Origin of the sequence: Microbispora hainanensis, from assembly GCF_036186745.1 — a bacterium.
Taxonomy (GTDB): Bacteria; Actinomycetota; Actinomycetes; order Streptosporangiales; family Streptosporangiaceae; genus Microbispora.
This window is the reverse complement of sequence record NZ_CP108086.1, coordinates 1,401,734-1,420,783: the sequence shown is the minus strand read 5'-3', so window position 1 is coordinate 1,420,783 and position 19,050 is coordinate 1,401,734. Positions and strand designations below refer to the sequence as shown.

At 71.6% G+C, this 19,050-nt stretch carries 22 protein-coding genes; 15 read left to right on the top strand and 7 right to left on the bottom strand.

Features of this window, described 5'->3' with window-relative positions:
• Window positions 1–87 precede the first annotated feature (87 nt).
• The 5 genes from OHB01_RS06470 to thpR all read left to right on the top strand — a co-directional run bounded on the left by OHB01_RS06470 (window position 88) and on the right by thpR (window position 3,522).
• The gene (locus OHB01_RS06470; protein WP_260617476.1) at window positions 88–570 is read left to right on the top strand and encodes a helix-turn-helix transcriptional regulator; all 483 of its coding nucleotides are present in this window, start codon (window positions 88–90) and stop codon (window positions 568–570) included.
• Between the two features lie 9 nt (window positions 571–579).
• Window positions 580–1,005 (top strand): VOC family protein, encoded by a 426-nt coding sequence (locus tag OHB01_RS06465; RefSeq protein ID WP_142650933.1) that lies wholly within the window; start codon window positions 580–582, stop codon window positions 1,003–1,005.
• Between the two features lie 282 nt (window positions 1,006–1,287).
• On the top strand, window positions 1,288–1,731 hold the full coding sequence (locus tag OHB01_RS06460; RefSeq protein ID WP_142650934.1) for a MarR family winged helix-turn-helix transcriptional regulator: 444 nt from the start codon (window positions 1,288–1,290) through the stop codon (window positions 1,729–1,731).
• A 5-nt stretch (window positions 1,732–1,736) separates the two neighbouring features.
• On the top strand, window positions 1,737–2,990 hold the full coding sequence (locus OHB01_RS06455) for an MFS transporter (RefSeq protein ID WP_142650935.1): 1,254 nt from the start codon (window positions 1,737–1,739) through the stop codon (window positions 2,988–2,990).
• Window positions 2,953–3,522 (top strand): RNA 2',3'-cyclic phosphodiesterase, encoded by a 570-nt coding sequence (thpR, locus tag OHB01_RS06450; RefSeq protein ID WP_142650936.1) that lies wholly within the window; start codon window positions 2,953–2,955, stop codon window positions 3,520–3,522. Before OHB01_RS06455 ends, thpR begins: the two co-directional genes overlap by 38 nt.
• A gap of 122 nt (window positions 3,523–3,644) precedes the next feature.
• On the opposite strand, the gene OHB01_RS06445 is transcribed toward thpR, so the two are convergent.
• Complete coding sequence (locus OHB01_RS06445) at window positions 3,645–4,613, bottom strand: aldo/keto reductase (RefSeq protein ID WP_147943110.1); 969 nt, start codon at window positions 4,611–4,613, stop codon at window positions 3,645–3,647.
• 50 nt (window positions 4,614–4,663) lie between these two features.
• A complete protein-coding gene (locus OHB01_RS06440; protein ID WP_147943111.1) occupies window positions 4,664–5,233 on the bottom strand; it encodes a PadR family transcriptional regulator in 570 nt (189 codons plus the stop codon).
• 55 nt (window positions 5,234–5,288) lie between these two features.
• Here OHB01_RS06440 and OHB01_RS06435 point away from each other — a divergent pair, with 55 nt between their 5' ends.
• The 4 genes from OHB01_RS06435 (at window position 5,289) to OHB01_RS06420 (ending at window position 9,332) form a co-directional block, all read left to right on the top strand.
• Window positions 5,289–6,461, top strand: coding sequence for an FAD-dependent oxidoreductase (locus OHB01_RS06435; protein WP_328855087.1), 1,173 nt, complete (start codon window positions 5,289–5,291; stop codon window positions 6,459–6,461).
• Window positions 6,462–6,498: 37 nt separating this feature from the next.
• Window positions 6,499–7,080, top strand: a complete 582-nt coding sequence (locus OHB01_RS06430) for a TetR/AcrR family transcriptional regulator (RefSeq protein WP_328709052.1) — start codon at window positions 6,499–6,501, stop codon at window positions 7,078–7,080.
• 71 nt (window positions 7,081–7,151) lie between these two features.
• On the top strand, window positions 7,152–8,507 hold the full coding sequence (locus tag OHB01_RS06425) for an MFS transporter (RefSeq protein WP_261985749.1): 1,356 nt from the start codon (window positions 7,152–7,154) through the stop codon (window positions 8,505–8,507).
• Between the two features lie 72 nt (window positions 8,508–8,579).
• Window positions 8,580–9,332, top strand: a complete 753-nt coding sequence (locus OHB01_RS06420; protein WP_142650941.1) for an SDR family NAD(P)-dependent oxidoreductase — start codon at window positions 8,580–8,582, stop codon at window positions 9,330–9,332.
• A 23-nt stretch (window positions 9,333–9,355) separates the two neighbouring features.
• Here the strand turns inward: OHB01_RS06420 and OHB01_RS06415 are convergent, their stop codons facing one another.
• Window positions 9,356–10,330, bottom strand: coding sequence for a YafY family protein (locus tag OHB01_RS06415; RefSeq protein WP_328855086.1), 975 nt, complete (start codon window positions 10,328–10,330; stop codon window positions 9,356–9,358).
• 62 nt (window positions 10,331–10,392) lie between these two features.
• Here OHB01_RS06415 and OHB01_RS06410 point away from each other — a divergent pair, with 62 nt between their 5' ends.
• Both OHB01_RS06410 and OHB01_RS06405 read left to right on the top strand, forming a co-directional pair.
• Window positions 10,393–11,538 (top strand): epoxide hydrolase family protein, encoded by a 1,146-nt coding sequence (locus tag OHB01_RS06410; RefSeq protein ID WP_328855085.1) that lies wholly within the window; start codon window positions 10,393–10,395, stop codon window positions 11,536–11,538.
• A gap of 68 nt (window positions 11,539–11,606) precedes the next feature.
• On the top strand, window positions 11,607–12,671 hold the full coding sequence (locus OHB01_RS06405) for a hypothetical protein (RefSeq protein ID WP_328855084.1): 1,065 nt from the start codon (window positions 11,607–11,609) through the stop codon (window positions 12,669–12,671).
• Between the two features lie 68 nt (window positions 12,672–12,739).
• On the opposite strand, the gene OHB01_RS06400 is transcribed toward OHB01_RS06405, so the two are convergent.
• The gene (locus OHB01_RS06400) at window positions 12,740–14,287 is read right to left on the bottom strand and encodes a multicopper oxidase family protein (protein ID WP_328855083.1); all 1,548 of its coding nucleotides are present in this window, start codon (window positions 14,285–14,287) and stop codon (window positions 12,740–12,742) included.
• Window positions 14,284–14,691 carry a hypothetical protein gene (locus tag OHB01_RS06395; RefSeq protein WP_328855082.1) on the bottom strand — a complete coding sequence of 136 codons (408 nt, stop codon included), beginning with the start codon at window positions 14,689–14,691 and terminating at the stop codon, window positions 14,284–14,286. Before OHB01_RS06395 ends, OHB01_RS06400 begins: the two co-directional genes overlap by 4 nt.
• Between OHB01_RS06395 and OHB01_RS06390 the strand changes: the two genes are divergently transcribed.
• From OHB01_RS06390 to OHB01_RS06380, 3 genes are all read left to right on the top strand, one after another.
• Window positions 14,690–14,857: a hypothetical protein gene (locus OHB01_RS06390; protein WP_168066405.1), complete on the top strand. Its 168-nt coding sequence runs from the start codon at window positions 14,690–14,692 to the stop codon at window positions 14,855–14,857. The genes OHB01_RS06395 and OHB01_RS06390 overlap by 2 nt on opposite strands.
• A gap of 82 nt (window positions 14,858–14,939) precedes the next feature.
• The gene (locus OHB01_RS06385; protein WP_328855081.1) at window positions 14,940–16,124 is read left to right on the top strand and encodes a sensor histidine kinase; all 1,185 of its coding nucleotides are present in this window, start codon (window positions 14,940–14,942) and stop codon (window positions 16,122–16,124) included.
• Window positions 16,121–16,783 (top strand): response regulator, encoded by a 663-nt coding sequence (locus OHB01_RS06380; protein WP_142650947.1) that lies wholly within the window; start codon window positions 16,121–16,123, stop codon window positions 16,781–16,783. The genes OHB01_RS06385 and OHB01_RS06380 overlap by 4 nt, the downstream gene beginning before the upstream one ends.
• A gap of 125 nt (window positions 16,784–16,908) precedes the next feature.
• Here the strand turns inward: OHB01_RS06380 and OHB01_RS06375 are convergent, their stop codons facing one another.
• Both OHB01_RS06375 and OHB01_RS06370 read right to left on the bottom strand, forming a co-directional pair.
• The gene (locus tag OHB01_RS06375) at window positions 16,909–17,343 is read right to left on the bottom strand and encodes a CBS domain-containing protein (protein ID WP_142650948.1); all 435 of its coding nucleotides are present in this window, start codon (window positions 17,341–17,343) and stop codon (window positions 16,909–16,911) included.
• A 63-nt stretch (window positions 17,344–17,406) separates the two neighbouring features.
• On the bottom strand, window positions 17,407–17,769 hold the full coding sequence (locus OHB01_RS06370; RefSeq protein WP_142650949.1) for a hypothetical protein: 363 nt from the start codon (window positions 17,767–17,769) through the stop codon (window positions 17,407–17,409).
• Between the two features lie 88 nt (window positions 17,770–17,857).
• Here OHB01_RS06370 and lhgO point away from each other — a divergent pair, with 88 nt between their 5' ends.
• A complete protein-coding gene (lhgO, locus tag OHB01_RS06365; RefSeq protein WP_142650950.1) occupies window positions 17,858–19,042 on the top strand; it encodes an L-2-hydroxyglutarate oxidase in 1,185 nt (394 codons plus the stop codon).
• The last annotated feature ends 8 nt before the right edge of the window (window positions 19,043–19,050 follow it).

Sequence of the window (19,050 nt, the reverse complement as noted above, 5' to 3'; positions counted from 1 at the left end):
CCGCCGTGGCGACGCCGCGGCGGCCTTCGCCTGTCCCAGGGCCCTGGCGTGCGGGAATCTGTCGGTGGGGCCGAATAGGGTCGTGACGTGGCCGTGAGGGGACAGCGGGTGGTGCCGGCGGAGTTGCTGCCGCGACTGCGCCTGGCCAGAGACCGCATGGACCGCGACTACCGGAGCGAGCTCGATCTCGACGGGCTCGCCGCCGTCGCCGGGGTCTCCAAGTTCTACTTCGTCCGCTGCTTCGAGGCGGCGTACGGCGAGACGCCGATGCGCTACCTCACCAGGCGGCGGCTGGAGCGCGCCCAGGACCTGCTGCGTTTCGCCAACCTGACCGTGACCGAGGTCTGCATGTCCGTCGGGTTCAGCAGCCTGGGCTCGTTCTCGGCCAAGTTCCGCCGGATGGTGGGGGAGAGCCCGAGCGAATACCGCGACCGGTGGGCGGCGCGCGGCGGCCCCCGCGTCCCCGGGTGTTACCTGTTCATGAACGGCGTGCTCGACCTGCGTGGTGCGCCCAAGCGCGACGACGATTGTGCAATTTCGGAGAAGCCCAGGTCAGAGGGGTCGCAGTAGCGTCGCCACATGATTCGGAACGTCTCCTTGATCACGCTTTACTGCCGCGACCAGGACGAGGCCCGCGACTTCTACGTGGACGTCCTCGGCTTCGTCTCCAACACCGACATCCAGATGGACGGGTTCCGCTGGGTCACCATCAACCACCCGGACCACCCGGAGCTGGAAATCACGCTGATGAAGCCGGGGCCGCCGCTCGACGACGAGGGCGCCGACTTCTACCGCAGGCAGCTCGACAAGGGGCAGGCCGGCGGCCTGGGGCTGCGCGTGGACGACTGCCGCAAGACCTGTCAGGAGCTCGCGGCCAAGGGCGTGACGATCCTCCAGGAGCCCTCCGACCGGCCGTACGGGGTGGAGGCGGTCATCCGCGACAACCAGGGCAACTGGCTCGTCCTGGTCGAGCCCAGGGAGTTCACGCCGGAGGACTTCGCCTGACGCGAGGCGCATACGAGGCCCGGTCCCCATGCGGGGGCCGGGCCTCGGTCGTTCACGGGCAGATGACCACCGCCCCACGGTGCGCACGGCTCCCGATCGTGCGCGGCTCGTGATCGGGTGCGCGGCTCCGGATCGTGGTGCGAGGCGACGGAGGTCGCCGACCCGGACCGCGCCGGTACGGTGTGTCGCGATCGGCGTGCAGCGTCACAAAATTTGCCTGGATAGTCGGACGAGTTGGAGGAATACGGATATGCGTCATATAGTTAGCAAAGGTAATGAGTCATGCTAACGAACGCCCAGAACTTGCGCAGCGACGCCGCTCTCGCGTCGGCCCTGCGCGTGTCCCTCGCCCGGCTGACGCGACGGATGCGCAAGCAGGCCGCGCACCACTCACTGACGCCTACACAGCTCGCGACGCTCGTCGCCGTCGAGCGCCACACCTCAATGACCCCCGGCGAGCTCGCGGAGCACGAGAAGGTGCAGCCGCCCTCGGTGACCCGCGTGATCGCGAAGCTGGAGGCCAGGGGTCTGCTGGAGCGCAAACCTCATCCGACCGATCGCCGGCAGGTGACGGTCAGCGTGACGCCGCAGGGAGCGGCGCTGCTGAAGGAGGAACGCCGCACCAAGGAAGCCTGGCTGGCGCAGCGGCTCAAGGACCTGACTCCGGAGGAGAGGGCGACGCTGCGAGCGGCGGCGCCGATCCTGGAGAAGCTGTCCACGATGTAGGCGGCATGTTCCGCTCCCTGCGGACCTACAACTACCGCCTGTTCGCCTCCGGCGGCGTGATCTCCAACGTCGGCACCTGGATGCAGCGAACCGCCCAGGACTGGCTGGTCCTCGACCTCGCGCACGGCCGCGGCTCGGCGCTCGGCGTCACCGTGGCGCTGCAGTTCCTGCCGACGATGCTGTTCGGCATGTTCGGCGGGGTGATCGCGGACCGCTACCCCAAGCGCCGGATCCTCATCGTGGCCCAGACGCTCATGGGCCTGCTGGCGCTCACCATGGGCGTGCTGGTCATCACGGGCACCGCCCAGGTCTGGCACGTGTACGCCATGGCGTTCACGCTCGGCCTGGTGTCCTGTGTCGAGGTGCCCACACGGCAGTCGTTCGTGGTCGAGATGGTGGGCCGGCGCGACCTGCCGAACGCCATCGCGCTGAACAGCTCGACCTTCAACCTCGCCCGGGTCGTCGGCCCGGCGGTGGCAGGTCTGCTGATCTCCTGGATGGGCACCGGCCCGATCTTCGTGCTGAACGCCGTGTCGTTCGCCGCGGTCATCTCGGGGCTCGCGCTCATGCGGACGTCCGAGCTGCGCTCGCCGGAGCCCGTGCCGCGCGGCAAGGGCCAGTTGCGCGAGGGCCTGCGCTACGTCGGCGGCCGGCCCGACCTGCTGCTGCCGCTGCTGCTCGTGGCGTTCATGGCGATCTTCGCCCAGAGCTTCTCGACCAGCATCGCGCTGATGGCCAAGCAGGCGTTCGGCGCGGGCGCGTCCTCGTTCGGCGTGGCGTCCAGCGCGTTCGCCGTCGGGGCGTTCGGCGGGGCGCTGCTGGCCGCGCGCCGGGTCAAGCCGAGCCGCAGGTTCCTGATCGCCGGGGCGCTGTGCTTCGGGCTGTTCCAGGTCGTCGCCGGGCTCGCCCCCGTGTACGCGGCGTTCCTGCTGATGCTCGTCCCCGCGGGCATGGCGATGATCACGGTCAACACGACCGCGAACACGATGGTGCAGCTCGGCGCCTCCCCCGAGATGCGCGGCCGGGTCATGGGCATCTACGTGCTGGTCTTCACCGGGGGAGCGCCGATCGGGGCGCCGCTGGTGGGCTGGCTCTCCGAACTGGCCGGTCCCCGGGCCTCGGTCGTGGCCGCCGGCCTGCTGAGCATGTGCGGCGTCTGCCTGGCCGTACTGGTGACCCGGATGGTCGCGGCTCGCGTGGCGCGCAGGGAAGAATCGGCACGTGAGCAGATTGTTCGTGGCGCTGCTGCCGCCGCCTGAGGCGCTGGCGGAGCTCTCCACGGCGGTCGAGACCGTACGTGCCGAGTGGTCGGAGCTGCGCTGGGTCGATCCCGCGCTGTGGCACGTGACCATGGCCTTCTTGGGCGAGGTGCCCGACGAGGTGCTGCCCGAGCTGAGCGCGCGGCTGGCCCGCGCGGCCGCCCGCTATTCCCCCGAGACGGTGTCGTTCGGCGGCGCAGGGGCCTTCCCCTCGGCCTCCCGGGGACGCATCTTCTGGGTCGGCCTGGAGGCCGGGCCGGCGCTGACCAGGCTCGCCGGGTCGGTCGCGGCCGGCGCCCGGCGGGCCGGGGCGGCGGAGACGGACCGCAAGCGGTTCCATCCCCACCTCACCCTGGCCCGTTCCCGGACCCGGTCACGCCACGGCGACGACCTGCGCCCCCTGGTCGGCGCCCTGGGCGCCTTCGGCGGGCGGCGCTGGGAGGTGTCGTCGGTGCACCTCGTACGCAGCCACACCGGCGCGACTGTGCGGTATGAGCAGGTCGAGGCGTACCCATTGGCCGTCCGCGACTAGGCTCCATGGCGTGGATCGTCCTCGTCGCTGGTTGCTGCCCACGGTGCTCGCGCTGCTCGTGTTCATCGTGATCGTCGGCGCGCTGCTCAACAGCGCCTGATCTGCGATCACCGGTGCCTGGGCTACCAGGCGTACTCCTCCGGGGCGGTCTTGAAGCCGGGGAAGATCTCGTCGAGCCGGGCGAGCGCCTTGTCGTCCAGCTTGATCTCCAGCGCCCGGACCGTGCCGTCGAGCTGCTCGACCGTGCGGGGGCCGATGATCGGCGCGGTGACCGCCCGCTGGTGCAGCAGCCACGCCAGCCCGACGTTGGCCGGGTCCTCGCCGAGCTCGTCGCAGAACGCCTCGTACTGCTCGATCTTGCCGCGGTGCTTGTCGAGCTGGGCCGCGATCTGGTCGGATGCCGAGCGGCCCTTGTCGATCTTGCGCAGGATGCCGCCGAGCAGGCCGCCCGCCAGCGGGCTCCACGGGATCAGGCCGAGGCCGTAGTCCTCGCAGGCCGGGATGACCTCGAGCTCGGGCGCGCGGACGAGCAGGTTGTAGTGGGACTGCTCGCTGACCAGGCCGAGGGTGTTGCGGCGGCGGGCCGCCTCCTGGGCCTTGGCGATGTGCCAGCCGGCGAAGTTCGACGAGCCGACGTACAGGATCTTGCCCTGCTGCTTGAGGATGTCCATGGCCTCCCAGAACTCCTCGAACGGGGTGTCCCGGTCGATGTGGTGGGCCTGGTAGACATCGATGTAGTCGGTCTGCATCCGGCGCAGCGAGGCCTCCGCCGCCCGACGGATGTTCAGCGCGGACAGCTTCTCCTCGTTCGGCCAGTCGCCCATCGAGCCGTAGAGCTTGGTGGCGATGACCGTACGCTCACGACGGCCGCCGCCCTTGGCGAACCAGCGGCCGATGATGTTCTCGGTGATCCCCTCGCCCTTCTTCCAGCCATAGACGTTGGCCGTGTCGAAGAAGTTGATCCCGAGCTCGTGGGCGCGATCCATGATCGCGAAGGAGTCCTCCTCCGTGGTCAGCGGACCGAAGTTCATCGTCCCCAGGCAGAGCTTGCTGACCAGCAGGCCGGTGCGGCCAAGGTGTCCGTATTCCATGGCCTCCACCCTAGGTGCCTGGAGTGGACTCCAGGCCAGCCCGGCACGCCCTAGATCTTGAAGTCCCAGGTGAGGCGGCCCTCGCTCAGGTCGGCGGCGAGGCCGCGTACGAACTCCAGCTCCGTGGCGATCTGGGCCCGCTGAAACTCGGTCTCCACGAGGAAGAGGCGGGGCACGGAGGGCAGGTTGTCGGTCATCTCGGTGTCGAGCGCGGACAGCCGGGCCTCCAGCGCGGTGATGCGTTGCCGCAGCGCCGCCAGCGCCTCCTCCGGCGTCAGCACGGGCAGGAAGGCGAGCGCGGCGGGAAACTCGGGGAACTCCCTGGCCGGGGTGGACAGCATGGTCCGCATCCACTGCTTGAGCGTCTCGCGGCCCGTCTCGGTGGCCTCGTAGACCGTGCGCTCCGGCCGGTTCTCCTCGCGGGTGGTCTCGCGGATCGCCAGCAGCCCGTCGCGGAGCAGGCGCTCGATCGTCTGGTAGACGCTGTTGCGCTGCGCGACGTTGACCACGTCGTCCTGGTGCCGTTCCTTGATCAGCTGCTGCATCCGATAGGCGTGCATCGGCGACTCGCAGACCAGGGCGAGCACGGCCGTGGCCAGAGGGGAGCGCCGCGTCGACATGCGCCCCATCATAGGGGCCTTGTCGCCGAATAGTCATAATATGTATAGTCATCTCATGACCAAGAGAGCACTGATCATCGGCGGCGGGATCGCGGGTCCCGTCACGGCCATGGCGCTGCAACGCGCCGGAATCGACAGCGAGGTCTTCGAGGCCTATGACCGGGGAGCCGAGGGCGTCGGCGCCTTCCTCACGCTCGCGGTGAACGGCCTGGAGGCCCTGCGCCTGCTCGATCTCCGCGACCTCGTCAGCGACCTCGGCATGGACACGCCGGTCATGGAGATCCGCAACGCGCGCGGCAGGCTGCTGGCGACCACGAGCCAGCCGAGCCGCACGCTCCGGCGCGCCGACCTCTACCAGGCGCTGCGCGACGAAGCCGTACGGCGGGGCGTGCGGATCCACTACGGCAAGCGGCTCGCCGACGCCTCGGCCACCCCGGACGGCGTGCGGGCGGTCTTCGCGGACGGCACCGGGGCGGAGGGCGACCTGCTGGTGGGGGCCGACGGGCTGCGCTCGCGCACCCGCACCCTGATCGACCCCAACGCGCCCCGCGCGCGTTATGTCGGGCTGCTGAACACCGGTGGTTATGCGAAGGGGGTGCGGGTGCCGGGCAGGCCGGGAGTCTGCAACTTCATCTTCGGCAGGCGGTGCTTCTTCGGATACTTGATCCATCCGGAGGGGGACGTGTGGTGGTTCGCCAACCCGCCGAGCCGCAGGGAGATGACCCCCGAGGAGCTCGCGGCGATCACGCCCGAGCGGTGGCGGGCACGGCTCATGGACCTGTTCGAGGGCGACACCGGGCCGATGCGGGAGATCATCGCGGCGACCCCGCACATCCTGCCCGGCTGGAGCACCTATGACTTCCCGAGGGTGCCGAAGTGGTCCGGCGAGCGCATGATCCTCGTCGGGGACGCCGCCCACGCCACCTCGCCGTCCTCCGGGCAGGGCGCGTCGATGGCCATCGAGGACGCCGTGGTGCTCGGCAAGTGCCTGCGCGACGTGCCGGACCTCGCGGGGGCGTTCGCCGCCTTCGAACGGCTGCGGCGCGACCGGGTCGAGCGTGTCGTGGCGCAGGGCAAGCGCAACGGGAACGGCAAGGCGCCGGGCGCCGGCGGGGCCTTCGTCCGCGACCTGATCCTTCCCGTGGTCATGCGGCAGGTGGAGAAGCGCAACGCGCTGGCCTGGATGCACGACTACCGGATCACCTGGGACGATCCGGTCGCGGCTTAATTGACCGATCGTTCTCAATTGGTCTAAGGTCGGGGACATGGCGAGGACCAAGGAGTTCGACCCCGACGTCGTGCTGGAGCGGGCGCTGGATCTGTTCTGGCGGCGCGGCTACGAGGCCACCTCGATGGCCGACCTGGTCGAGCACCTCGGCATCGGCCGGGCCAGCCTCTACGCCACCTTCGGCGGCAAGCACGACCTGTACATGAAGGCGCTGGAGCGCTACGCGCAGACGTGCGACCCCAACCCCATCGAGCTGCTGTCGCAGCCCGGCCCCGCTCTGCCGGCCGTACGGACGCTGGTCGAGCGTTACACCGAGGACTCGATCCGCGACCGCGAACGGCGCGGCTGCATGATCGTGAACGCGGCGACCGAGCTCCTCCCACGCGACGAGCCGGTCGCCCGGCTTGTCGAGGCCAACTGGACGGGCCTGGAGACGGCGCTGACCTCGGCTCTCATCCGTGCACGCGCCCAGGGGGAGATCTCCGCCGAGTCCGACCCCCGGGCGCTGGCGCGCTTCATGCTCGTCTTCCTGCAAGGGCTGCGGGTGATGGGCAAGGGGCACGGCGACCCCGCCCGCCTCCGCGACGCCGCAGCGCAGGCACTCGCGATGCTCCGCTGATCTCTCCCGGGAAGCCGTCTCCCGAAGCCGTCTCGCAAAGGAAGGGGAGGGCGTTTTTCATGCCCTCATTCTTGACCGATCGATCCAGAAACAGGGTGGCGTTCGCCGTGCTCGGCGGGGCGCAGGTCACGCTCGTCGCGGCGATCACACTTCTGACCGTGCCGCTGCCGGCCATCCAGCGGGAGTTCGGCCTCGGCCAGGGGGATCTGGCACTGCTGACCTCGGCGTACGGGCTGACCTTCGGCGGGCTGCTGCTCCTCGGGGGCAGGCTCGCCGACAGGTGGGGCGCCCGGGAGATGTTCCTCGCCGGGATGGCCCTGCTCGCGCTGGCCTCGGCGGCGGGCGGGCTGGCCCCGGGCAACGCGGTCCTGCTCGCCGCGCGCTTCGCGCAGGGAGCGGGCGCCGCGATGGCCGCCCCTGCGGCCGTCTCGCTGGTCACGCGGCTGCGCCCGGAGGGCAGGGAGCGCGAGCGCGCCCTGGCGGTGTGGGGCACCCTGTCGGTCACCGGGGCCGTCGCGGGCAGCCTGCTGTCCGGCCTCGTCGCCGCCGTGGCCTCGTGGCGCTGGTCGTTCCTCCTGCCCGCCGCCGTCGGCGTCGCGGCCGTGGCCGCCGGGATCGCCCTGCTGCCGCCCGTGCCGCGTACGGCGGCCCGCCTCGACGTGCCCGGCGCGCTGCTCGCCACGGCCGGGCTGATCGCGTTCGCGTACGGCCTGCTGGAGGGGGAGACGGCCGTCGTCGTCGCCGGCCTGGTGCTGACGGCGGGCTTCGTCGCACTCCAGGCGCGGACGCCCCGGCCGCTGCTGCCGCTCCGGCTGGTGGCGCATCCCCGCAGGGGCGCCGCCCTGCTCGTCGTCTTCCTCACGGCAGCCGCCAGCGCGACGACCACGTTCCTGCTCAGTCTCTACATGCAGCAGGTGCGCGGGCTGTCGCCGATCGCGACGAGCCTGGCCTTCCTGCCCTTCCTCCTGGTCGTGGTCATGGGCCCGGTGAGCGGCCGCCTGCTGCGCCGCCTCGGCGTACGGCATGTGCTGGTCGCCGGGCTGCTGCTCGCGGCGGTGTCGATGCTGCTGCTCGGCCGTGTCGCGTCCGGGGGGACCGTGCTCGCCGGGCTGCTGGTCTTCCCGGTCGCGTCGGGGCTGGCCTTCTCCGGCGCCACCGTGGCGGCCCTCGACGGCGTTCGGGCGGAGGACGCCGGGGCGGCCGGGGGACTGGTCAACACCGCCATGGAGGCGGGCCCGACGGTGGGCCTCGCCGCGCTCGTGGCACTCGCCGCCGCCCGCGCGGGAGCCGTACCCGCGGGCGGTGCCCGGGCCATGACGGAGGGCTACGGGTTCGCCCTCACCGCCATGGCACCGGCCTTCCTACTCGCGGCGGCGACGGTCGCCGTCGCGTTCGCCTGGACGAATCCGCAGCGGACGAATCCCTAGTGGACGAGTTCGTAGTGGACAAGTTCGCGGCGGACGAATTCCGGCAAATTCGCATGGACAAAGGAGCGACAGATGAGGTTCGCGGACAAGGTCGTGCTGGTCACCGGGGCGGGTTCCGGCGCCGGCCGGGCGATCGCCCAGGGGTTCGCCCGGGAGGGCGCCGTCGTCGTGGCGGCGGCCCGGGGAGGTGACGCGCTGGAGCAGACCGTCAAGCTCATCGAGGCCGAGGGCGGCCGTGCCGTCGCGCGTACGGTGGACGTGACCGACTCGGCCGGCATGGCCGGGCTCGTCCAGGGAATCGTGGCGCACTTCGGCCGCCTGGACATCGCGGTCAACAACGCGGGGACGTTCGTCGCGGGCCCGGTGGCCGACCTGGCGGAGGACGACTGGGCACGGGTCATGGAGGTCAACGCGACCGGAATGTTCCTCGCGATGAAGCACGAGATCGCCGCGATGCGCGCGCAGGGCGCCGGTGTGATCGTCAACATCGGCTCGCGCGTCGGCGCGCACATGCGGGTGCCGGGGCTGGGCGCCTACGGCGCGTCGAAGGCCGTCGTCAGCGTCCTGACCCGTACGGCCGCGCTGGAGTGCATCAGGGACGGCATCCGGATCAACGCGATCAGCCCGGGGCCGCTGGACACGCCGATGTCGATGCGGCCGGGCGAGACCGAGGCGGATCGGGCGAACCGGCTGCAGAGGGAGCTGCCGATCGGCCGGGTCGGCACCATGGACGAGATCACCGGCACCGCGCTCTGGCTCGCCTCCGAGGACGCCGGATTCGCTGTCGGGCTCGACCTGGTGCTCGACGGCGGCGCCACGGCCTGACCTCGCAGCCTCAGCCCGGCCTCTCAGCCTGGCCTCCCTGTCGCTGCGGCGGTCGCGCGGGCGTAGCGGGCGGTGAGGGCGCGCAGGTGCTCCACCAGCTCGGGCGGGCCGGTCACCTCGAAGTCGAGGTCGAGCAGGCCGAGGTGGACGGCGAGCGAGCCCACGGTGTCGGCCCCCGTCACGAGCACGCAGGTGCGGCCGTCGACGTCCTCCACGACGCCGACGGCCGGGTTGATCCGCGCGGCGACCACCTCGGCGGGGGCGTGGACGAGCACCCGGGCGTGGTGCCGCCAGGCCGCCGCCGACACGCCGCGGGCGACGTACGCCGCCGCGCCGCCCTCCGGCGGGTCGCGGGGCGGGAAGCGCGGGCCGGTGGGCGTGCGCGGCGCGATCCGGTCCACCCGGAACGTGCGCCAGTCGTCGCGGTCGAGGTCCCAGGCCACGAGGTACCACCGGCGGCCCCAGGACACCAGCCGATGGGGCTCGGCCTGCCGGACGCCGGTGGAGCCGTCGTGGCCCCGGTAGTCGAACCGCAGCCGCTCGCGGTCGCGGCAGGCCGCGGCGAGCGTGCTCAGCACGGCGGGGTCCACGGCGGGACCCGGGCGGTCGGGCGGCACCGGCTCGGTGTACGTCTGCAAAGCGCTCACGCGGCGGCGCAGGCGGGCCGGCAGCACCTGTTCGAGCTTGGCGGCGGCGCGGTCGGCCGCCTCCTCGACGCCCGTCACACCGGCGGCGGCCCGCAGCCCGATCGCCACGGCCACCGCCTCCTCGTCGTCCAGGAGCAGGGGTGGCATCGCCGCCCCGGCGACCAGCCGATAGCCGCCGTCCGTGCCGCGGCTGGACTCCACCGGATAGCCGAGCTCGCGCAGCCGGTCGACGTCGCGGCGCACCGTCCGCTCGCTCACGCCGAGCCGGTCGGCCAGGATCGCGCCGGGCCAGTCACGTCTGGCCTGGAGCAACGACAGCAGGCGCAGCAGCCGCGCCGAGGTTTCCAGCATGTTCTCAGTCTGGCGGCACTTCCGGACGGAACCTGTCCGGAAGGGTCCGTAATGTCGGCCTCATGAGCGAGAACACGCAGATCACGCCGCCCATCAGGCCCTTCCGCATCGACGTCCCGCGGGCCGACCTCGACGACCTGAAGGACCGGCTCGGCCGGACCCGCTGGCCCGACGAGATCCCGGAAACCGGCTGGGAGTACGGCGTGCCGGTCGCGTACGTGAAGCGGCTGGCCGAGTATTGGCGGGACGGGTACGACTGGCGCGCCCACGAGGCCGAGATCAACCGATATCCGCAGTTCGTCACCGAGATCGACGGGCAGGACATTCACTTCCTGCACGTGCGGTCGCCGCACGAGGACGCCCTCCCGCTGATCCTCACCCACGGCTGGCCGGGCTCGATCGTGGAGTATCTCAAGGTCATCGAACCGCTGACGAACCCCGAGGACCCGGCGCAGGCGTTCCACCTGGTGATCCCGTCGCTGCCCGGCTTCGGCTTCTCGGGCCCGACGAGGGAGCGGGGCTGGAACCGGTTCCGTACGGCCCGGGCGTGGGCGGAGCTCATGCGCAGGCTCGGCTACGACCGGTATGGCGCGGTGGGCAACGACGGCGGCTCGTTCGTCTCGCCCGAGGTGGGGCGGGTGGACCCCGAGCACGTCGTCGGTGTCCATGTCACGCAGATCTTCTCCTTCCCCTCCGGCGACCCCGCCGAGATGGCGAACCTCACCGACGAGGAGCGGAAGGGCCTGGAGGTGCTGCAGTGGTTCTACGAGAACAAGATGTCGTTCAACATGGTCCACTCGCAGCAGCCGCAGACCCTGTCGTACGGGATCTTCGACTCGCCGGCCGGGCTGCTGGGCTGGAACGCCCAGTTGTTCGGTGAGGACGTCGACGACGACTTCATCCTGACCAACACGATGCTCTATTGGGTGACCGGCACCGCCACCTCGGCCACGCGGTTCTATTACGAGGACGCGCACGCCGAGCATCCCAAGGAGCCGACAACGGTCCCGCTCGGCCTGGCGATGTTCGAGGGCGACTTCGTGTCGATGCGCACCTTCGCCGAGCGCGATCACCGGAACATCGTTCACTGGCGGTCCTACGACGCGGGTGGTCACTACGCCGCCCACCTGCGGCCGGACGTGCTCTCCGCCGACCTGCGCGACTTCTACGCGGCCCTGCGGACCGGCCGCCCGCATACCCGTTCCTGACCGATCCCGGGACGACCAGGGGCATGTCGCCCGCCGCACGCGCGGCGGGCATCGGGAATGATGGCCGCATGGGGAGCACGACGGGTCGAACGCGGACGAGCAGGATTCCGCGGGCGGCCCTGGCTCTCTTCGTGGTCGCGGGCCCGCTGCTTCCCGCGCCGGCGACGGCCGCGGCCGTGCCGACGGCCGCGCGGGCGGACGACCGGGAGCGCATGCTGTTCCGGATCAGGGACGAGCGGATCAGTGAGTCGAGCGGCCTGGCGGTCTCGCCCACCCACAAGGGCATCGTCTACACGCACAACGACAGCGGCCACGGACCCCAGATCTACGCGATCGGCCCGGACGGCCGCACCCGGGCGACGTTCACGATCGGCAACGCCGAGGCCAGGGACTGGGAGGCCATCGCGGCCTCCACCGACCGCGCGACCGGGCGCGGTGTGCTGTGGATCGCCGACATCGGGGACAACCTGGACGGCGCCTGGCCGGACGTGTCCGTTTACAAGGTCGCCGAACCCCGGACGATGAAGGACGCGACACTGCGGGCGACGCGGTATCGCTTCCGCTACGCCGACGGCCCCCGCAACGCCGAGGGGGTGATGGTCGATCCCCGCACGGGCCGGCTGTACGTCGTCAGCAAGGAGTTCTCCGGGGGCGTCTACGCCGCTCCCGCGAAGCTGCGCACCGACAGGGTGAACGTGCTGCGCCGGGTGGGGTCCGCGCCCCTCATGGCCACCGACGCGGCGTACGCGCCCGACGGGTCGAGCTTCGTCATCCGCACGTACTTCTCGGCGTCCGTCTATCGCTCGCCCGGCAAGCTGATCGCGCACGTCACGATGCCGCCGCTGCGCCAGGCCGAGTCGATCGCGTACACGGCGGACGGCACGGCCCTGCTGACCGGGAGCGAGGGGGAGAACAGCCCGGTCTATCGGGTGCCGCTGCCCGCCGCCGCCCGGCCTGCTCCGTCGCCGACCCGGGCCCGTACCTCCTCCGCCCGGCCGAGGGCGGTCAAGGCGACGAGCGGGGCGGCCGCCGGGGACGGGGGCCTCGGCGTGCCGATGTCGGTGTTATGGGTGGCGGTCGCTCTCGGGGCGATCGGGATCATCGGGTTCGTCGCCTACCGCACGGGCCGCTGAGGGCCGTTGAGGGCCTCTGAGAGCCTTCGCTCGGGCCGGGGACGTCCTACGCGGACCGCTGGGGGCCTTCAAACGACCTCGAAATCGACCATCATCGCCATGTCCTCGTGTTCGAGGTTGTGGCAGTGCAGCATGTAGCGGCCCCGGTAGCCCTCGAAACGGACCAGGACGTCGACGACCTCGTAGGGGCGCACGTCCACCGTGTCCTTCCATCCGGCGTCGGTCGCCTCCGGTGGCCCGCCGTTCCGGGAGAGCACCCGGAACCGGGCCAGGTGGACGTGCACGGGGTGGTGGAAGTCGCTGGTGAACCTCCAGACCTCGCTGGTGTTCAGGCGCGGGGTGGCCAGCGGCCGCCCCGGCCGGAAGCTGCGTCCGTTGATCGTCCAGGATCCGCCGCCCCCCTGACCCGTACGGCGGAAGTCGAAGACGCGGGTGGCGACCGCCGTGTCGACCGGCGTGTCGACCGGCTCGGCGGTCCGGGACAGCCGTTTCGGGATCGCGCTGTCGTCGGCGGCCCTGCGCCGAACGCGGAACCGCATGACGTCGCGTGCGGCGCCCGTGCCCAAGGTGTTGACCATGGTCACCTCGGCGCCGGCGGGGTGGCCGGAGAAGTCCACGACGACGTCGAAGCGTTCTCCCGGGGAGATGGTGATCGCGTCGTGCGTCACGGGAGCGGCCAGCAATCCCTGGTCGCTGCCGACCTGGACGAACCGGCCGCCGGGGGTCAGCCGCAGCCGGAAGCGGCGTGCGTTCGAGGCGTTGAGCAGCCGCAGGCGATATCGCGCCGCGTCGACCTCCAGAAAGGGCCAGGGTGCGCCGTTGACCAGGATGACGTCGCCCTCCACTCCCTCCATGAACGCGTCGTCCACACCCGGGCGCAGCAGCAGGGTCGGATCGAGGGACGGATAGCGGAACGAGCCGTCCTCCTCGAAGGCCCTGTCGCAGATCATCAGCGGGATGTCCCGCTCACCCTTCGGCAACGGCAGCGCGTCGTCCTCGTCGTCGCGGACGATGACGAAACCGGCCAGGCCGCGCCACACCTGCGGCGCGGTGAAGTCCATCCGATGGTCGTGATACCAGAGCGTGGCGGCACGCTGCTCCAGCGGATAGACGTAGTCTCTGGCCGCCTCGTGGAAGGTCCACTGCCGCAGGTCGTGGTGGGAGTGCTCGCCCTGGGGCGGGCGGAACCCCCGGCCCCGCGCGATCACCACGTCTGTGGGATAGCCGTCGGACTCCGGCGGGGTGACTCCTCCGTGCAGATGGGTCGAGGTGGGCACGGACAGCTCGTTGCGGACCCGGATGACGGCAGGGCTGCCGGCTCTCAGGTCGAAGGTCGGCCCCGGGAACATGCCGTCGTAGCCCCAGATCTCGGTCGTGGTGCCGGGGATGATCTCCACTTCGGCCGCGCGCTGGACGACCTCGTAACGGCCGGGCCGTACGGGAACGGCGGTCGCGGGGATCGGCAGCGGCACGGCGAACCGGGCGGGCAGCGGCAACGCGCTCGTCAGGCTCTCACCGGCCACCTCGCGGCCCAACTCGTGGGTCAGGGCGCCGCAGCCGGCGACCGTGAGGCCGGCCCCGCCGAGCAGCCCGAGGAAACCACGACGGGAGATCATCGCGTCACCCGCCAGACCAGGGCCGTCAGCACGGTCGTGGCGCCGAAGACGGCCATGCCGAGCGGGAAGTGCACCGCCAGGACGCGCTCCTGCCCGGCCACGACCTGGAGGGTTTCCGCGGCCACGAGCCCGGCCGCGGCCAGGGCGGGCCATGCCGGTCCGCGGGCCGGCCGCCACAGCAGGATCGAGGCCACCAGCTGGAGATAGAGCGTGACGTGGGTGAACCCGCCGTTGGTGCGATGCCAGGCGAGCATGTCCACGTCACCCGTGACGAACAGCCCGGCGAAGACGGCCTGCGCGAGCACGCCGAACAGGTGCAGCACGGCGACCGACCGCAGCGGCCAGCCGATCCAGCCGGGTCCACGGCCGAGGTTCGCCCGCGGCGGAACAGGTGAGACGCTCATGCCCGGCATGCTGCTGCGGATCGCGCGGAAGATCGTCCGGCTGTGGTCGGGGCTCCGCCGTACATCCCGGGGTGTAGGACACGGCCACGCGGAGCACGCGTACGACCGGGGATGCAGGCGCGGGGTCGACCACAGGCGGGTGGGCGCGGCCCGCGTCGTGGCCTAGCGTGACAGACGTGCGACCGTGGAAGACCGCGCGACCGTGGCAGCCCGTGCGACCGTGGAAAACCGTGCGACCGTGGAAAACCGTGCGGCCTTGGAAAACCGTGCGGCTCTGGCAGACCGTGCCACCGTGGAAGGCCGTGCGGCCGTGGAAGGTCGATGCGCTGATCACCGCGGCCATGCTCACGCTCGGCGTCGCGGGCACGTACGGCAGGCTGTCGAGCTCGGGTCTCACGGAGCGGCCGCTTGACCCGCTCGGCCTCATGCTGATCGTGGTGGCGTCTCTGGTGCTCGTCCGGCGGCGCGGCGCTCCTGTGACGGTCGGCGTGGTCACGGTCGGGTGCGCCGTCGCCTACTACGGTGCGCGTTACCCGGGCATCTTCGCCGCCGGGCCCGCCCTGATCGCGATCTACACGGCGGCCACTCTGGGCCGGCGCCGCCTGGCGATCGGTCTGGGCATCGCGCTGGCAGCCGGCATCGCCGTCCCGGTCGCGCTGGCCGACGCCGATCCGGAGCCCGGCGGCCTCAGCCTGCTCAGCGGCTGGCTGGTGGCGATGGTGGTGCTCGGCGAGGTGACCAAGAACCGGCGCGCCTACCTCAGAGAGGTCGAACAACGGGCGATCCAGGCCGAACTCACCAGAGAGGAGGCCGCTCTGCGCAGGGCCGGGGAGGAGCGCCTGTGGATCGCCCAGGAGCTCCACGACACGCTCACGCACACCATCTCCGTCATCAACGTGCAGACCTCGGTCGCGTTGCAGACGCTGGAGCGGGATCCGGCCCTGACCCGCCGGGCGCTGCTCGCCGTGAAGGAGTCGGGCAAGGAGGCGATGCACGAGCTGCGCGCCACGCTGGGCGTCCTGCGCCAGGCCGACCCCGACGGCCCCGAGGTGGGGCTGGCCAGGCTGCCCCGGCTGGTGGACCGGGCCGAAGCGGCGGGGCTGCCGGTCACGACGCTGACCATCGGCACGCGCAGGGAGGTGCCCCCGGAGGTCGACCGGGCCGCCTACCGCATCGTGCAGGAGGCGTTCACCAACGTGCTGCGGCACGCCGGGGCCGCCTCCGTCACCGTGACGATCGAATACGCGGCTGACATGATCGAACTGAGCGTCGAGGACGACGGACAGACCACGACGGGGACGACGGACAACGGGATGGGGTTGATCGGAATGCGCGAGCGCGCGGTCGCCCTCGGCGGCTCGCTCACCGCCGGGCCGCGACCCGGGGGAGGCTTCGCCGTACGGGCCGAGCTGCCGACGGCGGCCGCCCCGTGATCCGGGTGCTGCTGGCCGACGACCAGCCGTTGATCCGCGCCGGGTTCCGGGCGCTGCTGGAGATGGCCGAGGACGTCACGGTCGTCGCGGAGGCGGGCAACGGCGGCGAGGCCGTCGAGCTGTGCCGCGCCCTGCGGCCCGACGTGGCGTTGCTCGACGTGCGGATGCCGCTGCTCGACGGCATCCAAGCCACGAGGAGGATCGGGGCCGACCCGGAGCTCGACTCGGTGCGCGTGGTCATCCTCACCAACTACGCCCTCGACGAGTACGTCTTCGCCGCCCTGCGCGCCGGGGCCAGCGGATTCCTGGTCAAGGACATCGAACCGGCCGACCTGCTGCAGTCGGTGCGGGTGGCGGCCAACGGCGAGGCGCTGCTGTCCCCCTCGGTCACCAGGCGGCTGATCGAGGAGTATGTCTCCACGCCGCCCAGGCCCGTGCCGGGGCCCGGCCTCGACCGGCTGACCGACCGGGAGCGCGAGGTCCTGTCGCTGGTCGCGACGGGGATGTCCAACGAGGAGATCGCCGGCCACCTCACGATCAGCCACGCCACCGTCAAGACCCACGTCAGCAGGGTGATGGCCAAGCTGGGCGCTCGTGATCGCGCCCAACTGGTGGTGCACGCCTACGAGTCCGGGCTGGTCACCCCGGGACGCCGCTAGCGGTGCGCGCTTGCCCTGAAGCGGGGACGCGGCGGGGCGTCGCTCGTGGTGCGGGGGCGGGCGGGGCAGGCGAAGGGCCGGTGCGGCCGTTCCCGGCGGCACCGGCCCGGAGATCGCCGCGACGGTCAGCTCCGCGCGTAGATGCGGTGCACGAACTCCGCGAGCTTGCTGTCGGGCAGTTCCTTGGCCAGATCGGCCTCGGTGATCATCCCGACGATGCGGTGGTTCTCGATCACCGGCATGCGCTTGATCTGGTGCTCCTCCATCTTCATCAGGGCGTCTTCGACGCTGGCGTTGGCGTCGACCCAGACGAGGCCGCGGGCGAGCTCGCCCGCCGTGGTCTGGTCGAGGTCCTTGCCCTCGGCGCAGCACTTGATCACGATGTCGCGGTCGGTGATGATGCCCTTGAGCCGGTCGTCGTCGCCGCAGATGGGAAGGGCGCCGACGTTCATGTCCCGCATCATCTCCGCGGCCCTGCGAAGGCTCTCGTGCTCGCCGATGCATTCCGCGCCCTCGTGCATAACCTGACCTGCGGTCTTGGTCGCTCCCTCTGTGGTCATGGCTAACCCCCGATTCCTTCTTTTAGGGTGACATGCCCCATATGTCCGAACTTAAGAGCGCAGTCACAGGCGAGGGAGGAAGTGCTCGCCGCGCAGGGCCCGTTCCACGAGCGCGACCGACTCGGCCAGCCGTACGAGCCGGGGGCCTTCCTGGCGGTAGGCGTCCAGGACGGCCTCGATCGCGTGCGGGGGCAGGTGCTCCTTCAGCTCCACCGCCGCGCCCCGGTATCCCTCCCGGGCCGCCTGGATCGAGGCCGCGACCTGCTGGCGGGCCATCCGGGCGAGCGCCAGCGGGTGGCGGCGCAGCACGCCGTACGCGCGATAGTCGGGCGGCACCGCGTCGAGCAGCCACGACACGGCCGAGACCTCCCAATCGGGGCTGCCAGGAGGGCGCACCTCCGGTGGCCAGCCGGGTGGCACGTACACTCCGCCATCATACCGAACACAGGTTCGATCACCGTGGAGCGGCTCCGGCTGCGAGAATGTCCGACATGCTGTCGACAACCACGCGGCCATGAGGATCGGGATCGTCGGCGCCGGGATCCTCGGTCTGGCCGTGGCCCGGCAGATGGCGCGGGCGGGCGCCGAGGTGACCGTCCTGGAGAAGGAGCCCCGGATCGCCGCCCACCAGACCGGGCACAACAGCGGGGTCGTGCACGCCGGGATCTACTACCAGCCCGGCTCGCTCAAGGCGACGCTGTGCCGGGAGGGCATGGCGATGCTGCGCGAATACTGCGCCGAGCACGGCCTGCCGTACGACGAGGTGGGCAAGCTCGTCGTGGCCTCCACCCGGGCCGAGCTGCCCGGTCTGCGCCGCATCGCCGAGCGGGCCAGGGAGAACGGCGTGCCCGGCATCGCCGAGCTCGACGCGATCGGCCTGCGTGAGGTCGAGCCGCACGCGGTCGGGGTCGCCGCCGTCCACTCGCCGCACACCGCGATCACCGACTTCTCCGCGGTCGCGCGCCGCCTCGCCGCCGACCTGGCCGAGGCGGGCGGGTCCGTACGGCTCTCGCGTCCCGTGCTCGCGATCAGGCAGACCACCGACGAGGTGGCGGTGGCGGCCGGGCCGGAGAGGCTCACCTTCGACCGGCTGATCTCCTGCGCGGGCCTCGGCACCGACCGTGTGGCGGACCTGGCGCGGGCGGGCGGTGACGTGCGGATCGTCCCGTTCCGCGGTGAGTACTACAGGCTCGCCGGGCCGGCACGCGGCCTGGTGAAAGGGCTCATCTATCCCGTGCCCGATCCCCGCTACCCGTTCCTCGGCGTCCACCTGACCCGCAGGATCGACGGGGAGGTCCTGGTCGGGCCCAACGCCGTGCCCGCGCTCGCCCTGGAGGGCTACTCCTGGGGGACGGCGTCGCTGCGCGACCTGCGGCGGATCGTCGCCTGGCCGGGCGCCCGGCGCATGGCGGCCGAGCACTGGCGCACCGGCCTGCGCGAGGTCTACGGCTCGCTGGCCAAGCGGGCCTTCGTGGCAGCCGCCCGGCGGTACGTGCCCGAGCTGGCCCCGGCCGACCTCGTACGCACCCAGGGCGGTGTGCGCGCCCAGGCCGTGGCACGCGACGGCAGGCTGCTCGACGACTTCGTCATCGACGTCCACGGGCGTATCGTGCTGGTGCGAAACGCGCCCTCACCTGCGGCGACGAGCAGCCTGGCGATCGCCCGGCACATCGCTTTAACGGTTCCCTTAACTTCCTAGGTCTAGAG

Bases quoted from the DNA above. Each gene is read 5' to 3' on its own strand.
- OHB01_RS06465 (WP_142650933.1), top strand. From the start codon at position 580: ATGATTCGGAACGTCTCCTTGATCACGCTTTACTGCCGCGACCAGGAC.
- OHB01_RS06445 (WP_147943110.1), bottom strand. From the start codon at position 4,613: ATGGAATACGGACACCTTGGCCGCACCGGCCTGCTGGTCAGCAAGCTC.
- OHB01_RS06435 (WP_328855087.1), top strand. From the start codon at position 5,289: ATGACCAAGAGAGCACTGATCATCGGCGGCGGGATCGCGGGTCCCGTC.
- OHB01_RS06460 (WP_142650934.1), top strand. From the start codon at position 1,288: ATGCTAACGAACGCCCAGAACTTGCGCAGCGACGCCGCTCTCGCGTCG.
- OHB01_RS06410 (WP_328855085.1), top strand. From the start codon at position 10,393: ATGAGCGAGAACACGCAGATCACGCCGCCCATCAGGCCCTTCCGCATC.
- OHB01_RS06430 (WP_328709052.1), top strand. From the start codon at position 6,499: ATGGCGAGGACCAAGGAGTTCGACCCCGACGTCGTGCTGGAGCGGGCG.
- lhgO (WP_142650950.1), top strand. From the start codon at position 17,858: ATGAGGATCGGGATCGTCGGCGCCGGGATCCTCGGTCTGGCCGTGGCC.
- OHB01_RS06440 (WP_147943111.1), bottom strand. From the start codon at position 5,233: ATGTCGACGCGGCGCTCCCCTCTGGCCACGGCCGTGCTCGCCCTGGTC.
- OHB01_RS06390 (WP_168066405.1), top strand. From the start codon at position 14,690: ATGCCCGGCATGCTGCTGCGGATCGCGCGGAAGATCGTCCGGCTGTGG.
- OHB01_RS06395 (WP_328855082.1), bottom strand. From the start codon at position 14,691: ATGAGCGTCTCACCTGTTCCGCCGCGGGCGAACCTCGGCCGTGGACCC.
- OHB01_RS06420 (WP_142650941.1), top strand. From the start codon at position 8,580: ATGAGGTTCGCGGACAAGGTCGTGCTGGTCACCGGGGCGGGTTCCGGC.
- OHB01_RS06415 (WP_328855086.1), bottom strand. From the start codon at position 10,330: ATGCTGGAAACCTCGGCGCGGCTGCTGCGCCTGCTGTCGTTGCTCCAG.
- OHB01_RS06405 (WP_328855084.1), top strand. From the start codon at position 11,607: ATGGGGAGCACGACGGGTCGAACGCGGACGAGCAGGATTCCGCGGGCG.
- OHB01_RS06455 (WP_142650935.1), top strand. From the start codon at position 1,737: ATGTTCCGCTCCCTGCGGACCTACAACTACCGCCTGTTCGCCTCCGGC.
- OHB01_RS06400 (WP_328855083.1), bottom strand. From the start codon at position 14,287: ATGATCTCCCGTCGTGGTTTCCTCGGGCTGCTCGGCGGGGCCGGCCTC.
- OHB01_RS06375 (WP_142650948.1), bottom strand. From the start codon at position 17,343: ATGACCACAGAGGGAGCGACCAAGACCGCAGGTCAGGTTATGCACGAG.